We start from the raw sequence: 13,640 nt of genomic DNA on the forward strand, positions 1-13,640 counted from the left end.
TCCGCTGGAAAGTGAGGACGACATGACCATTGCCATCAAGCTTCAGCGCCCCGGGTCCCCCGATATGCTTCATGTCTCGGACTGGGATCCTGGGGAACCCGGACCCGACGAGGTCCGCATTCGCCAGCACGCCATCGGCCTGAATTTCATCGACGTCTACCAGCGGATCGGGCTTTACGGGCTGGAAGCCCCTGCCATTCCCGGCGTCGAGGGGGCCGGGGTGGTGGAGGCCGTTGGCGCGAATGTGCACGACCTCGTCGTCGGTCAGCGCGTCGCCTATGCGGGAGCCTCCGGTGCCTATGCGGCGGCCCGGCTGCTGCCCGCATGGCGCGCGGTGGCTCTGCCGGAGGCAATCTCTTTCGCCCATGCGGCTGCGACGCTGCTGCGCGGACTGACCGTGCGGATGCTGCTTGCCCGGACCTATCCCGTTTCGCGCGACAGCGTGCTCCTTGTCCATGCCGCCGCCGGCGGTCTCGGGTCGCTTCTGACCCGTGTCGCGACCCGACTTGGCGCCTGTGTGATTGCAACGACGGGATCCTCGGAAAAGGCGGAGCGGGCGCGGGAGAATGGTGCGCGTCACGTCATCGTCGGTCGCGATGCGGATCTCGAGGGTGAGGTCGCGCGCCTCACCCGGAACAGAGGCGTCGACTTCGCCGTCGACGGTATTGGCGGCGACATGCTTGCCCGGACGCTCGCCTGCGTACGCCGTTTCGGGACGGTCGCGAGCATCGGTCAGGTTGCCGGTCCGATCCCGCCGTTGGCGGTCGAGGACCTCGGCCCGCTGCGCTCGCTGACGCTGGCCCGGCCGAGCGTCATGGCGTTCGCCGCCGAACGGGAGACCTATGGCGAGGCCATGCACGATGTCTTCGCCATGATCGCCAGCGGCGACGCGGAGTCGCCGACACAAACCTATCCGCTCGCGCGCGCGGCCGACGCACACCGCGATCTGGAAGCCGGACGCACCGCCGGTGCCGCCGTGCTCATTCCCTGAAGGGACAGGAAGGACGCAGGATCATGACAGCTGCCAAGACACTGTTCGAACTCGCCGGGCATGTGCCCGAAGCGGCATCGCTGGAAGAGGCGGTGTTGGTGTTGATCGATTATCAGAATGAATACAGGGAGGGGCCGCTCGCGCTTCCAGGCGTTGAGCCCGCGCTGGAACGCGCCGGTGCATTGTTGGCGGCGGCGCGGCGCGTGGGAGCGCCGGTCGTGCATGTCGTCCACCGTGGACGGCCCGGCGGCCTGTTTGACCGCTCGCGCCAGCGCGGAGAGATTGTCGAGGCGCTGGCGCCGCGCGCCGGAGAGCCCGTGGTGGAGAAGACGCTGCCCAACGGTTTCGCGGGCACGGACCTTGCCAGCTGCATCGGCGCTGCGGGAACGCGGATAATCGTGGCGGGCTTCATGACGCACAATTGCGTGTCGTCGACGGTGCGCGCCGCGCTCGATCTCGGCTATGCGATCACGCTTGCCGGCGATGCCTGCGCGACCCGCGACCTGCCGCTGCGCGGCGGGATCGTGCCCGCCGCGCAGATCCATGAGGCGACGCTTGCCGCGCTTGCGGACCGGCATGCCCGTGTGGTTGAGGTCGCGGACCTCTTGAAGGCTCGTGTCAGCTGAAGATGTTGCTGAAGAAGGCCTTCACATCGTCCATCATCGTGCGCTCGGAGGCGATCGGCAGGCTCTCATCCTGCGACCAGCCGACCATGCTCTCGTCGTAGAGCGAGACGTTCTTGTAGCCGAGCAACTCGTGCATGACGAACCAGTTGGTTGCTGCCCAGTGGCCTGTGTTGCAATAGGAGACGATGTCGACATCCTTGTCGTCGAGCCCCTGAGGAACCAGTTTCGCGATCTCCGAAGGGGCCTTCAGTCGGCCGGCCTTGTCGTCGTAGAAGACGCCCTGGTCGAGGCTGACGGCCCCTGGAATGCGCCCGAAGCGGGTTGCCTTGGAGTGCTTGGCCTGGCCGGCGAATTGCGACGCGGGCCGACCGTCGATCAGCACGGTGGAGGTGTTCATCCGCCTGGCGACGTCGGAGGTGCCGGTGAGATAGTCGGCACGCGGTTCGGCGACGAACATGTCGCCCACCGGTGTGACCGCCCCGGTCTCGAGCGGGCGTTTCTCTTCCGTCCAGCGGCGGTGACCGCCGTCGAGAATGGAAACCTCGTCATGGCCGAGGTACTTGAGCGTCCAGTAGATCCGCGCCGCGGCGCTGAACTCCGAGCTGTTGCCGCCAGCGGGAACGATCACCACTGTTTTGCCATCGGCGACGCCGAGTTCGGACAAGGCCGCCTCGAGCTTCTCGACGGAGGGCAGGACGCCGACGACATCGCCGCGGTCCGTGCGCCAGTAGCCGGGATACTCGCTCCACAGCGCGCCGGGAATGTGTCCCTTGAGATAGGCCTCCCGGCTCGAACCGGCGAAGGGTGAGCGGATGTCGAGGACGATCGTGTCGTCGCGCTTCAGGTTCTCCGCCAGCCAGTCGGTCGAGACCAGCGGCGTTGCCGCCAGAGCGACCTGCGCCAGCGTCAGGGACAGAACGAGGGCGCCAAGGCCGGTGAGCCGCTTGAGGGCCTGCATGGGATATCTCCGAAGGTCACGTAAAGGGAGCCGCCGAATGGGTTCCTGAGCTTTGAGTTGACATCGGATATAAAAAGCGGCAAGCGGAAAGCGAAGAGATTTTGGAAGAAAAATCCAATATTCTCCAATTTAAGCACTAAGGAAGAAAACGCGCATCGTCATATCCGATTTCTTTGGAAAATGAATCCAGATGAAGTCGAGCGACCTGCCGCCAGCCGGGCCCGTTCCATGATCGACCGTATCGACCGCCGCATTCTTTCCATTCTGCAGGAGGACTGCACCATTCCCGTCGCCGAGGTTGGCCGCCGTGTCGGCCTGTCGACGACGCCGTGCTGGAGGCGCATCCAGAAGCTCGAGGAGGACGGCGTCATCAAGCGCCGCGTCGCCATTCTGGATCCGAAGAAGATCAACGTGAAGGTCACCGCCTTCGTCGCGATCACCACCTCTCGCCACAATGACGACTGGCTGCGCAAGTTCGCCGATGTGATCTCCGAGTTTCCGGAGGTGGTCGAGTTCTATCGCATGGCCGGTCAGGTGGACTATCTGCTGCGCGTCGCGGTGCCCGACATCGAGGCCTATGACGCCTTCTACAAACGCCTGATCGCCAGAATCGACATTTCCGACGTGTCGACGTCTTTCGCCATGGAGCAGATCAAGTCCACCAGTGAGTTGCCGCTCGCCTATGTTCCAACGGAAAAGCCGCGCAACGAACGCGACGACTAAGCCCGCGGTGAAAAGGGGCCGGTGGCGCGACATATTCCATGAATGGGATATGTCTTGGCGTTGGCCGGTGCGAGGCGATACGATCAGGCAAAGGCCGGTCCGCTTCGGACACAGGGCCCAGGACAACACCACGGGAGGGTGCCATGCAGCGCAGGCGGAACTGGATATTGATGCGGGGCGCGCGGGCGTTGCTGCTCGGTGGCGCGGCGCTGCTTGCCGCCGGCGCGTCCGCCTCGGCGCAGGACGGGGCGGCTCTTCCGGACGGGGCGACCGCCCTCACGGTGGAGCGAGCCTATGACGATGTGCGCTTCGACATGGAGAACGCCATCATCAACCGCGGTCTCGTCATCGACCATGTGTCGCATATCGGCGAGATGCTGGCGCGCACCGGCGCGGACGTCGGCTCCGACAAGGTGGTCTACGTCAACGCGGATGCGATGATGTTCTGCTCCGCGCGCCTGTCGCGCGCGGCGATGGAAGCCTCGCCCGGCAACATCGCCTTCTGTCCTTATGTGGTCTTTGCGTTCGAGACGCCGGATGCGCCGGGAAAGGTGACCGTCGGTTTCCGCCGGTTGGAGGAGGTCGGATCGGAGGCGTCAAAAAAGGCGCTTGCCGATGTCAACGCGCTGCTTGAGGAGATCATTTCCGAAGCGGCCGGCCGATAGTGCGATCAAGCGGGCGCCTTTGATGTGGATGGCAAAGGTGCCCGCTCTCGTCCGGTCGTTCACTCAGAGGCTGATGCCAGGGGATTACCTCCACATCTGCTGCCGAAATTCCTCGACCGTCACGTTGCCATCCTTGTTGGTGTCGGCAGCCTCGAACCGGGCCTTGCCGCTATTGATGAATTCGTCCCGGCTGACCTTGCCGTCGCCATCCTTGTCCATGGTGGCGAAACGGTCTTCCTTTGCCGCCTGGCGTTCGGACTGTCTGGCCGTGTTGAGGCCTGAGCCGGGTCCCATGCGCACAGACATGTATTCGTCCTTCGTCAGTGCGCCATTGTCGTCCGCATCCATGGCGGAATAGACGTCCTCGACGGAGGTCGCGGCCTCATCCGCCGTGACGACGCCGTTGGCGTCGGAGTCGATCGCACCGAAACGGCCCATCATCATCTGTCCGCCGCGCATTCCCTGGCCTGTTCCCATTCCCATGCCGCCACCGGCATTTTGCTGGGCAAAGACGGGCTGGGCGAGGGCAAGCGTCACGGCCAATGCCAAGATCGACACACGGTTCATCGGAGCCTCCTGTGTTGGCCCGACGCATGCTCTCCAGCCTGAACGGACAAGCGCGCGTCGAGCGCCGTCACCTGACCGGCGACGTAGCCAGTCTGGACCACTGTGAGGTTTGCGTCTTGATGAGGATCAATATTTTCGAATAAAGGAATGTTTTAAAAGAGCGCGCGCCGGATCATGTGATCTGGCCATGCCCCCGGCACCCGTCTGGGGCACCGGGGGCGGATCGTCGCCGTCGCGCTTGCGACGTTACTTGTTATCGGGCTGCTGCAGACGTGCAATCAGGCTGGAGGTGTCCCAGCGATTGCCGCCCATTCCCTGCACTTCCGCATAAAACTGGTCGACCAGCGCCGTGACGGGCAGGCGGGCACCGGTCTCGTTGGCGGTCTTCAGGCAGATTCCCAGATCCTTGCGCATCCAGTCGACGGCGAAGCCGAACTCGAACTTGTTGTCGCGCATCGTTTCCCAGCGATTTTCCATCTGCCAGGACTGAGCGGCTCCCTTCGAGATCACATCGATCACCTTAGCCACGTCGAGATCCGCTTTCTTGGCGAAATGAACCGCCTCGGAGAGTCCCTGCACGAGACCGGCGATGCAGATCTGGTTGACCATCTTGGTGAGCTGGCCGGCACCGGAGGGGCCCATCAGTCCGACCATCTTGGCAAAGCAGTCGATTGCCGGTCTGGCCTTGTCGAAATCTGCCTGGTCGCCGCCGACCATCACCGTCAGCGCGCCGTTCTCGGCGCCCGCCTGGCCGCCCGAGACCGGAGCGTCGAGGAAGCCGAAGCCCTTGGCGGATGCTGCCTGGGCAAGCTCGCGCGCGACTTCCGCGGAGGCGGTCGTGTTGTCGATGAAGATGGCGCCCGGCTTCATCGCCTGGAACGCGCCGTCGGGCCCGAGGGTGATGGCGCGCAGGTCCTCGTCGTTTCCAACGCAGGCGAAGACGAAATCGCAGTCGCGGGCGGCTTCAGCCGGGGTCGGCGCATGGGCGCCACCGTGTTCGGCAACCCATTTTTCCGCCTTCGCTGCCGTCCGGTTGTAGACCGTGACGTCGTGACCGCCCCGGTTCTTCAGGTGGCCGGCCATCGGATAGCCCATGACGCCAAGACCAATGAACGAAACTTTCGCCATCGCGCTTCTTCCCCTTTGTCGTGTCGGATTGGCTGCGCGAGGCCCGCTCCCGCGTCCCCCTGTCGCGCCGTGTCGCGGTTCCTGTGTAGCGCATCGACACGGAGCTGTCAGGGGGAGCGGAAGGATCAAAGGGGCAGCATGGCAAGCAGGCCGCGGAGCCGCCTGTGCAAGAGAGGTCCCGCCTGGCGCAGTCGCGCCGTCGACTGCCGACGCCGGCCTTCGGCGCCATCCGAACGGGTTGCGGTCATGAAAGTTTCTGCGAAAATGTCGAGCATCGATACGCCCTCCGTCTTGTGCTTGGATTGGCTGTATCGTGCGCCTCGAATGGCCTTTTCGCCACTCAGGAAAAACCTGGAAACGTAAGGCAGTATTACAGATGGACTGGACCCATATGCCCCCGCTTTCCGGGCTGCGCGCCTTTGCCGCTATGGCTGAGGAGGGCACTTTCGCTGGCGCGGGACGCAAGCTCAACGTCAGCCACGCGGCGGTCAGCCAGCAGGTGCGCGCGCTGGAGGTGTGGTTCGGTTGCCAACTGGTGCGGCGCGAGGGCCGGGGCATGGCGCTGACCGGCGAAGGGCTGCGTCTTGCCGGGCATCTCGACACCGCCTTCTCGACGATGCGGCGCGCGGTAGACGAGCTTGCCGATGCCGACCGGATGCGGCCCTTGCAGGTGACGATGACGCCGGCATTCGCGGTGAGCTGGCTGATGCCCCGTCTGTCTGAGTTTCGCCATCGCCACCCGGGCATCGAGTTGATGCTCAACCCGACGGGCGAAGTGGTGGACCTGCAGCCAGGCGGAGTCGATCTGGCCATCCGTTATGGCGGCGGGGAGTGGCCGGGACTGGCGTCGGAGCCGCTCCTGCGGGCCTCCATCGTCGTCGTCGCGGCGCGTGCGCTTGTCGGCGACGAGGCGTTCCCCGAGCCTGTGCGGCTCGTCGACTTCCCCTGGATCCAGGAATACGGAACCGCCGAGGTTTCCGCCTGGCTCGACAGCCAGGGCGTGTTGTCGCGCAAGAACCTCAACATCGTTCACATGCCGGGCTACATGGTGCTCGAAGGGCTCAGGCGCGGCGATGGCATCTCCGTCACCTCGCGGGCCTTCATCGAGCCGGAAATCCGATCCGGCGCGTTGCGGGTGCTGTTCGAGGATGCCTATCCCGGCAACGGCTATCACATGGTGACGCGCCCCGGTGTGCGCCGCGCGCCGCTCAAGGCCTTCATGTCGTGGTTGAAGACCCATCGTGTCGCGGAGACGGACGACACCGGCGCGGCATAGGCCGGCGCCGTCCGCATAAGCAAAGGGTCAGGCGCGATGGATCAGCGGATCGAGTGCGGCCGTCAGGTCGGCGATGAGGTCCTCCGCGCTTTCGATGCCGATCGAGAGGCGCAGCAGATTGACCGGGATGCCGCTCGCCTCGCCCTCGATGGTGTAGCGATGCTCCACCAGGCTTTCGACGCCGCCGAGCGAGGTGGCCCGCTTGATCAGCGACAGCCGGCCGGCGACGGCCAGCGCGTCCGCGGCGGTTCCCTTCACCAGAACCGACATCATGTAGCCGAAGCCGCCGTTCATCTGTCGCCGCGCGGCTTCATGCGCCGCGTGCGAGACGAGACCCGGATAGAGCACGGTCTCAATGGCCGGATGGGCCTCCAGCGCGGTTGCGACCGCCTGCGCGTTGGCACACATGCGCTCCATTCGCAGTGACAGGGTGCGCAGGCCGCGCAGCAGCAGATAGGCGTCGAAGGACGAGAGAACCGCGCCCGCGTCGTGGCGTTCCTCGCGCAGGAAGCGCCAGGCGTCGCTGTCCGCATCGCGGCAGGAGACGATGCCGGCGAGCACGTCGGAATGGCCGTTGAGCGCCTTGGTGGCGGAATGCACGACCAGATCCGCGCCCAGCTCCAGCGGTCGCATCAGCAGCGGGGTCGCCGCTGTGGCGTCGACGGCTACGACGGCATCGCAGTCGTGGGCCGCCTCGCTGATCGCCCTGACGTCTGCGACCTCGAGGAACGGGTTCGAGGGGACCTCCAGGAAAACGAGGGCGGGGCCGCATTCGCGCAGCGTTTCGCAGAAACGCGTGCCGTCTGCGGCATTCGCCTCGATCAGCGCGATGCCCATGTGCTGGCAGTGCTTGCGCATCCACAAGGTGGTGCCCCAGTAGATGCCGGACTGCATGAGGATCGTCTGCCCGGGCTTCACCATGCGCGCCGTTGCGGCGATGGCGGCCATGCCGGAGGCAAAGAGCCTTGCTTCCGCGCCGCCCTCCAGGTCGGCGATCAGCGCCTCGATCTGGCGCGTCAGGTCGTTGTCGTCGCGGGAGTAGAGGTGGGTGGGACTCGTCAGCCGGTAGGCCTCATCGCGGGCGAACGTGGTCGCGGTCGAGATCGGCGGCACCACGGCTCCCGTCGCCGGGTCGATCCCGCCGCCGCCATGGGCAAGCCTGGAGGCCGGGGAGAGCTTCGCATTGCGGGGAGTGTGCATGGGTCGTTCCGTCTGTTCTGTCGCACGGGCAGGGGAGCGGTGCGGATGATCCACACCGGCGAGCCGATGCGGAATGCCTGCAGGATCAAGGGTCTGGCCGGATCGCGGGCCGCGCTCCGATGCCCAGATTCCTACCGGTTTCGCGACATGTCCGCAATCGGCCTTTCGCTGCTCTATCGTTCCAGATGCCGGGTCAGGCGGAGCTCCAGGACATCCCACACCCGACGCACCGTTTCGACGACCATCAGGTAGAGCACCGCCGCCCAGATGTAGGCCTGGAAGTCGTAGGTGCGCGAATAGGCACGGCCCGTCACCCCCATCAGGTCCTGCACGGTGATGATGGAGGCGATTGCCGACCCCTTGATCATCAGCACCAGCTCATTGCCATAGGGGCGGAGCGCTACGATCATCGCCTGCGGCAGGATGATCTTGCGGAAGGTGACGACGCGCCCGAGGCCGAGCGCCGCGGCCGCCTCCCACTGCCCCTTGTTCACGTTCAGCACCGCGCCGCGCAGGATCTCGGCCTGATAGGCGGAGGTGTTGAGCGCGAACGCCAGGACCGCGCAATACCAGGCGTCGCGGAAGAACCACCACAGGCCGATGTCGTTCAGGAACGGCTGGAAGCTGCCGGACCCGTAATAGATCAGGAAAGTCTGGGCGATGAGCGGCGTACCGCGGAAGAAATAGACATAGCCGAAGGCGAGCGCCGAGATCGCCTTCACCCGCGACTGGCGAGCCATGGCAACCGGTAGCGAGAGCGCGGCGCCGATGACCATGGAGACCGCGACAAGCCTGATGGTGATGAGAACGCCGCGTTCATAGCGCTCCCAATAGGTCAGCAGGAAATCCGATCCGATGTTGAGGGCCAGATAGAAGAGGAGCCCGATGCCGGCGATGGCCCAGACCGTCATCAGCGCATGGCCTGCGATGCGTGCCTCGCTCCATCCCTGCCGGCGGGCGGGCGGGGGCGTGCGCGCCGGGATCGGCGCGTTGCGGACGAAACCCGTCATCGCCGGACCTCCCCGCGTCTGCTCCAGATCTCGATGCGCGTCAGGCCGATGGAAGAGATCATCGAGAGCGCCAGATAGATCAGGCAGGCGACGCCGAAGAACAGGAAGGGGGCCTTCTCCACCCGTGCGGCAATGCCCGACCAGCGCAGCAGGTCGTCGAGGCCGACGACGGAGACCAGGGCGGTCTCCTTGAGCAGGATCAGCCAGAGGTTGCCGAGCGCCGGCAGGGCGAGGCGGATGAGCTGGGGAAAGATCACGAGGCGCATCGTCTGCCGGCGACTGAGCCCGAGCGCCTGGCCGCCTTCGTACTGGCCGTAGGGAATGCCGCGAAACGCCGAGACGAAAGCTTCCGATGCGTAGGAGGAAAATACCAGTGACAGGGCGACCATGCCCGCGACAAAGGAGTTCACGTTGATCTGGATCAGAACGTTGAGCGCGATCTGCACGCCGTAATAGACGAGGAACAGCGTCAGCAGTTCGGGCAGGCCTCGAAAGATCGTGGTGTAGACATCTGCCGCCGCCCGCAGCGACGCCTCCTCGGATTTCTTGGCAAGCGCCAAAAGGAAGCCGATGACCAGCCCGAAGGGAAGCGAGGCGAGGGCAAGGCTGATCGTCACCAGCGTGCCACGGGCAATCTCGTCTCCCCATCCCTCGGGGCCGAAGGAAATCAGGGTCAGCGCGTCGTTCATCGTCTCGGACCGCGTCGGGGCATGTCGCGACATGGCGGCATCCCGGGAAATGTCTCACGAACGCCGGCGGGCGTCAGCGGGCGTTGCCCGCGTGTCGCCCGCCGGTTTCGTCGCGGATCCGGTCAGTCGCCGTAGACGTCGAAGTCGAAATACTGGTCCTGGATCTCGGTGTATTTGCCGTTCGCGCGGATCGCCTTGATCGCCTCGTTGAACTTTGTCTTGAGGTCGTCTTCGCCCTTGCGGATGGCGATGCCGACGCCGGGGCCGTTGATCTCCGGGTCCGGCGTCAGCGTGCCGAGCAGCTTGCAGCAGGCGCCGTCATCGGAGGCAAGCCAGTCGGACAGCACCACCACGTCGTCGATGGCCGCGTCGAGGCGGCCGGAGGACAGGTCGAGCTTGTACTCGTCCGGGGTCGGATAGAGCTTCAGCTCGGCCGAGGGCAGTTTCGCCTCGGCGTAGTTCGAATGCGTCGTCGACGACTGCGCGCCGAGGAACTTGCCGGCGAGCCCGGCGTCGGAGGCCTCGGTGATGTCTGAGTCCTTCGGAACGGCGATGCCCGGGGGCGTGTTGTAATACTTGTCGGTGAAATCGACTTCCTTGAGCCGCTCCTCCGTGATCGACATGGACGCGATCACCGCGTCGAACTTGCCGGCCTGGAGGGCGGGGATCATGCCTTTCCATTCCTGAGTGACAAACTCGCACTCGACCTTCATCTCCACGCAAAGGGCCTTGGCGATGTCGACATCAAAGCCGACGAGCTGGCCGTCGGAAGTCAGGTTGTTGAAGGGGGGGTAGGCCCCTTCGGTGGCGATGCGGACCTTGGTCCAGTCCTTGGCCTCGGCTCCTCCAACGGCAGTGAGGAAGATGGCTGCGGCTGCTGCGATTTTCATGAAACGCATGATTGCGTGTCCCCTGGTGCAATAAGGTTTATTTTCCGGAACGACTTCGCGCTCCTTTCTGGAAGGTGTCATCCTTCCATGAACCTCAAGCTGATTTCAATATTGTTGAATCGTGCCGGGGGAAATTGCCGAGGGGTGACGCAGCGTTGCCCTGTTCAACGCGGAAGCAGGCCGAGCTCCGGAAAGGGAAGGAAGTCGACGAGGTCGCCGGGGCGGATCTCAGTTGTCGCCTCGGGGATCTCGATGAGCCCGTCGGCGGCGCGCAGGCCGGAGATCAGGCCCGAGCCGTCGCGGGCGAACTTGTCGACAACCGTGCGTCCGGCCGGGTCGCTCGCCAAGGTGCCGCGGTAGAACTCGCGCCGGTCCGCCTTCTTCCTCGGCACGCCAAAGGCCGCCGGCACCTGGAAACGATGCGGATGGGCGAAGCCGGCGCCCGAAAGCGCCGAGATCACCGGGCGGGCGTAGAGCAGGAAGCAGACCATCGCCGCGACCGGGTTTCCGGGGAGGCCGAGCACCACGCAATCGCCGATCTGGCCGAAGCTCATCGGCCGCCCGGGCTTGATCGCGAGCTGCCACATGTGACGGCTGCCGAGCGCGTCGAGAGCCGCGACCATGTGGTCCTCCTCTCCGCGCGAGGCTCCGCCGGAGGTCAGCACCAGGTCGTGGGTCCTGGCGGCCTGGGCCAGCGCCTCGTGCACGACGTCTGGCTTGTCCGGCAGCACGCCGAGATCGGTGGCGGTGGCGCCGGTTCCCTCGACCAGCGCCTTCAGCAGAAAGTGGTTGGCGTCATAGACGCCGCCCGGCGGCAGCGGTTCGCCGGGGCGGCGGATCTCGTCACCGCTCGAGACCAGCGCGACACGGAGCCTGCGGAAGACATCGATTTCGGCCTGCCCGGTGGAGGCGATGGCGGCAAGGTCCTGTGGGCGCAGGCGGGTGCCGGCATCGAGAAGCGGCGCGCCCGCCCTGAGATCCTCGCCGGCGCGCCGACGGTTGGCGCCGGGCTTCAGACCGTCGGGCACGGCGACGACGGCCGCGCCGCCGGTCTCCTCGATGGCGCAGTCTTCCTGCATGGCGACCGTGTCGGCGCCCTGGGGCATGACCGCGCCGGTGAAGATCCGCGCAGCCGTGCCGGGCGGCAGGGGGGCGTTCGCGGGGTGGCCGGCTGCAATCCGCGCGGCAATCTTCAGCCGGCCGTTGCACGCGAGGTAGCTGGCGTGTGCGAAGGCATAGCCGTCGACGGCGGAATTGTCGTCCGCCGGCACATCGCGCGGCGCGCTGACCGTTTCGGCGAGAACCCGCCCGCAACCCGAGCCGAGCGGCACCCGCTCGCACCCGGTAACGCCCGTCAGCCGCGCTTCGAGGATCTCGAGCGCCTCCGCATGGCGCAGCCGGTCGCGGTCGTGCAGAAAGCAGTCATCCTTGAGCTTTCTACTGCCCGCCATCGCGCGTCCTTTCGGCGGCGTGGAGACCGCATTCGGCTAGAATGAAATTCGCCATGGCGGCCACGTCATCGAGATCGAAGACCGGCAGGCCATGGGTTTCGCACCGGTGGTCCGTGGCGATGGCCCGGATTGCCGGATCGCCGGGCGCAAGCGGCCCCTTGTCGCTGGAGGCCGACCTGCGGGCCTCGATCTTCGGATGCCCCTCGCGCTTGAATCCTTCTATCAGCACAAGATCGCAAGGCCCCAGCCTGTCGACGATTTCCGCAAGCGCCGGCTCTTCCTCGTCGCGCAATTCGTGCATCACTGCAATACGGTGGGCGGAGACGAGCGCCACCTCCCGCGCACCCGCCTCGCGGTGGCGGAAGCTGTCCGTGCCAGGCGTGTCGATGTCGACGCCATGATGGGCGTGCTTGACGGTCGAGACCGTCAGGCCACGTCCGACGATTTCGCTCACCAGCCGCTCGACGAGCGTGGTCTTGCCGGAATTCTTCCAGCCGGTGACACCGAAGAGCGGCGGGCGGGCGGGCGTCATTGCGAGCCTCCGGAGCGGGCGCGGGCGGACGCTTCGGCAAGTTCCTCCGGCGTGTTGATGTTGAAGAAGGGGTCGCCGCCCCCGGTGCTTGCGCCAAAGTCGGCAATGGCATTGTCATGGGCGTCGACGAAGGCGAGCACCTTGCGGGTCGTCGCCTCCCGCAGGAAACGCTCCAGTGCATCGGCCAGCGCCACCGGCCAGTAGCCGAAGACCGGATGCAGATGCCCGTCGGCCTTGGCCAGCACGATCCTGTCGACCTGCGCTCCGCGTGCGCTGATCAGCCGGGTGACGAGATCTGTTGGGAAGAATGGCGTGTCACCGGCGACCGAGACGACGCCCGGCACCTCCGGCCTGTTCGTTTGCGCCCACCTGAGGCCCGCCAGCACGCCGGCGAGCGGCCCGGCGAACCCTTCGACCGGATCGGCGGCGACGGGAAGCGCGAAGCTGGCGAAACGGGCGGCATCGCCATTGGCGTTCAGCACCATCGGCCCAACCTGCGGCGCGAGCCGGTCGATCACATGCGCGAGCAGAGGGCGTCCGTCCAGGGCGAGAAGCGGCTTGTCGCCGCCGCCCATGCGCCGTGCCAGTCCGCCGGCGAGAATGCAGCCCGCAAGGCCGGATTGCCCTGAGGTCGGGGCGGCCGTCCGGGTCATGCGTCCTGCGCCTTCTCGGGGAGCGTCATCGTTTCGTGCAAGGCCAATCTCCGCAGCCTTCCTTGGGGGATCCGCCCGGGCGTCGTCTCGATGCCTCGCGGTCAGGATCACAACCTAGGAAGCCCGGCCGCATCCTGGCAAGGGGGGCGAGGAGAAAGGCGCGGGAAAGTCGCAGACAGGTGGCGTGAGCGGTGACTGGAAAAAGGTGATCGACGTTTTATCTCAAGGAGATGCGGGGCATTCCGGAATCGTTTTGCAAACCATCGAGTCACGGCGCATGG

At 65.8% G+C, this 13,640-nt stretch carries 15 protein-coding genes; 5 read left to right on the forward strand and 10 right to left on the reverse strand.

Annotation, left to right across the window (positions count from 1 at the left end):
* The first annotated feature begins 22 nt into the window (after positions 1–22).
* Positions 23–991, forward strand: coding sequence for a quinone oxidoreductase family protein (locus ACN0WF_RS10305; protein ID WP_417772732.1), 969 nt, complete (start codon positions 23–25; stop codon positions 989–991).
* Positions 992–1,014: 23 nt separating this feature from the next.
* Positions 1,015–1,617, forward strand: a complete 603-nt coding sequence (locus ACN0WF_RS10310; RefSeq protein ID WP_417772733.1) for a cysteine hydrolase family protein — start codon at positions 1,015–1,017, stop codon at positions 1,615–1,617.
* Here ACN0WF_RS10310 and ACN0WF_RS10315 read toward each other — a convergent pair.
* The gene (locus tag ACN0WF_RS10315) at positions 1,610–2,575 is read right to left on the reverse strand and encodes a sulfurtransferase (protein ID WP_417772734.1); all 966 of its coding nucleotides are present in this window, start codon (positions 2,573–2,575) and stop codon (positions 1,610–1,612) included. The genes ACN0WF_RS10310 and ACN0WF_RS10315 overlap by 8 nt on opposite strands.
* Before the next feature lie 231 nt (positions 2,576–2,806).
* Between ACN0WF_RS10315 and ACN0WF_RS10320 the strand changes: the two genes are divergently transcribed.
* Positions 2,807–3,298: an Lrp/AsnC family transcriptional regulator gene (locus tag ACN0WF_RS10320; protein ID WP_417772840.1), complete on the forward strand. Its 492-nt coding sequence runs from the start codon at positions 2,807–2,809 to the stop codon at positions 3,296–3,298.
* Between the two features lie 143 nt (positions 3,299–3,441).
* Positions 3,442–3,963 (forward strand): DUF302 domain-containing protein, encoded by a 522-nt coding sequence (locus ACN0WF_RS10325; protein WP_417772735.1) that lies wholly within the window; start codon positions 3,442–3,444, stop codon positions 3,961–3,963.
* An 84-nt stretch (positions 3,964–4,047) separates the two neighbouring features.
* Here the strand turns inward: ACN0WF_RS10325 and ACN0WF_RS10330 are convergent, their stop codons facing one another.
* A complete protein-coding gene (locus ACN0WF_RS10330; RefSeq protein ID WP_417772736.1) occupies positions 4,048–4,530 on the reverse strand; it encodes an EF-hand domain-containing protein in 483 nt (160 codons plus the stop codon).
* Between the two features lie 246 nt (positions 4,531–4,776).
* The gene (locus ACN0WF_RS10335; RefSeq protein WP_417772737.1) at positions 4,777–5,658 is read right to left on the reverse strand and encodes an NAD(P)-dependent oxidoreductase; all 882 of its coding nucleotides are present in this window, start codon (positions 5,656–5,658) and stop codon (positions 4,777–4,779) included.
* A 376-nt stretch (positions 5,659–6,034) separates the two neighbouring features.
* On the opposite strand from ACN0WF_RS10335, the gene ACN0WF_RS10340 reads away from it, so the two are divergent.
* Positions 6,035–6,934, forward strand: a complete 900-nt coding sequence (locus tag ACN0WF_RS10340; protein WP_417772738.1) for a LysR family transcriptional regulator — start codon at positions 6,035–6,037, stop codon at positions 6,932–6,934.
* A 27-nt stretch (positions 6,935–6,961) separates the two neighbouring features.
* Here the strand turns inward: ACN0WF_RS10340 and ACN0WF_RS10345 are convergent, their stop codons facing one another.
* The 7 genes from ACN0WF_RS10345 to mobA form a co-directional block, all read right to left on the reverse strand.
* Entirely contained in the window at positions 6,962–8,134 is a 1,173-nt protein-coding gene (locus ACN0WF_RS10345; protein ID WP_417772739.1) for a trans-sulfuration enzyme family protein, read from the reverse strand.
* A 173-nt stretch (positions 8,135–8,307) separates the two neighbouring features.
* Positions 8,308–9,144 (reverse strand): ABC transporter permease, encoded by an 837-nt coding sequence (locus ACN0WF_RS10350; protein ID WP_417772740.1) that lies wholly within the window; start codon positions 9,142–9,144, stop codon positions 8,308–8,310.
* Entirely contained in the window at positions 9,141–9,833 is a 693-nt protein-coding gene (locus ACN0WF_RS10355; RefSeq protein WP_417772841.1) for an ABC transporter permease, read from the reverse strand. The genes ACN0WF_RS10350 and ACN0WF_RS10355 overlap by 4 nt, the downstream gene beginning before the upstream one ends.
* A 122-nt stretch (positions 9,834–9,955) precedes the next feature.
* On the reverse strand, positions 9,956–10,732 hold the full coding sequence (locus tag ACN0WF_RS10360; RefSeq protein ID WP_417772741.1) for an ABC transporter substrate-binding protein: 777 nt from the start codon (positions 10,730–10,732) through the stop codon (positions 9,956–9,958).
* A gap of 155 nt (positions 10,733–10,887) precedes the next feature.
* The gene (gene glp / locus ACN0WF_RS10365; protein WP_417772742.1) at positions 10,888–12,174 is read right to left on the reverse strand and encodes a gephyrin-like molybdotransferase Glp; all 1,287 of its coding nucleotides are present in this window, start codon (positions 12,172–12,174) and stop codon (positions 10,888–10,890) included.
* Positions 12,161–12,706, reverse strand: a complete 546-nt coding sequence (mobB, locus tag ACN0WF_RS10370; RefSeq protein WP_417772743.1) for a molybdopterin-guanine dinucleotide biosynthesis protein B — start codon at positions 12,704–12,706, stop codon at positions 12,161–12,163. Before mobB ends, glp begins: the two co-directional genes overlap by 14 nt.
* Entirely contained in the window at positions 12,703–13,359 is a 657-nt protein-coding gene (mobA, locus tag ACN0WF_RS10375; protein WP_417772744.1) for a molybdenum cofactor guanylyltransferase MobA, read from the reverse strand. Before mobA ends, mobB begins: the two co-directional genes overlap by 4 nt.
* Positions 13,360–13,640 lie beyond the last annotated feature (281 nt).

The organism is Stappia sp., assembly GCF_048268045.1.
Classification (GTDB): domain Bacteria; phylum Pseudomonadota; class Alphaproteobacteria; order Rhizobiales; family Stappiaceae; genus Stappia.

Excerpts from the sequence above, each read along its gene's own strand:
- ACN0WF_RS10360 (WP_417772741.1), bottom strand. The coding sequence starts at position 10,732 with ATGCGTTTCATGAAAATCGCAGCAGCCGCAGCCATCTTCCTCACTGCC.
- ACN0WF_RS10310 (WP_417772733.1), top strand. The coding sequence starts at position 1,015 with ATGACAGCTGCCAAGACACTGTTCGAACTCGCCGGGCATGTGCCCGAA.
- mobA (WP_417772744.1), bottom strand. The coding sequence starts at position 13,359 with ATGACCCGGACGGCCGCCCCGACCTCAGGGCAATCCGGCCTTGCGGGC.
- ACN0WF_RS10355 (WP_417772841.1), bottom strand. The coding sequence starts at position 9,833 with ATGAACGACGCGCTGACCCTGATTTCCTTCGGCCCCGAGGGATGGGGA.
- ACN0WF_RS10315 (WP_417772734.1), bottom strand. The coding sequence starts at position 2,575 with ATGCAGGCCCTCAAGCGGCTCACCGGCCTTGGCGCCCTCGTTCTGTCC.
- ACN0WF_RS10330 (WP_417772736.1), bottom strand. The coding sequence starts at position 4,530 with ATGAACCGTGTGTCGATCTTGGCATTGGCCGTGACGCTTGCCCTCGCC.
- ACN0WF_RS10345 (WP_417772739.1), bottom strand. The coding sequence starts at position 8,134 with ATGCACACTCCCCGCAATGCGAAGCTCTCCCCGGCCTCCAGGCTTGCC.
- ACN0WF_RS10325 (WP_417772735.1), top strand. The coding sequence starts at position 3,442 with ATGCAGCGCAGGCGGAACTGGATATTGATGCGGGGCGCGCGGGCGTTG.
- ACN0WF_RS10335 (WP_417772737.1), bottom strand. The coding sequence starts at position 5,658 with ATGGCGAAAGTTTCGTTCATTGGTCTTGGCGTCATGGGCTATCCGATG.
- glp (WP_417772742.1), bottom strand. The coding sequence starts at position 12,174 with ATGGCGGGCAGTAGAAAGCTCAAGGATGACTGCTTTCTGCACGACCGC.
- mobB (WP_417772743.1), bottom strand. The coding sequence starts at position 12,706 with ATGACGCCCGCCCGCCCGCCGCTCTTCGGTGTCACCGGCTGGAAGAAT.
- ACN0WF_RS10340 (WP_417772738.1), top strand. The coding sequence starts at position 6,035 with ATGGACTGGACCCATATGCCCCCGCTTTCCGGGCTGCGCGCCTTTGCC.
- ACN0WF_RS10305 (WP_417772732.1), top strand. The coding sequence starts at position 23 with ATGACCATTGCCATCAAGCTTCAGCGCCCCGGGTCCCCCGATATGCTT.
- ACN0WF_RS10350 (WP_417772740.1), bottom strand. The coding sequence starts at position 9,144 with ATGACGGGTTTCGTCCGCAACGCGCCGATCCCGGCGCGCACGCCCCCG.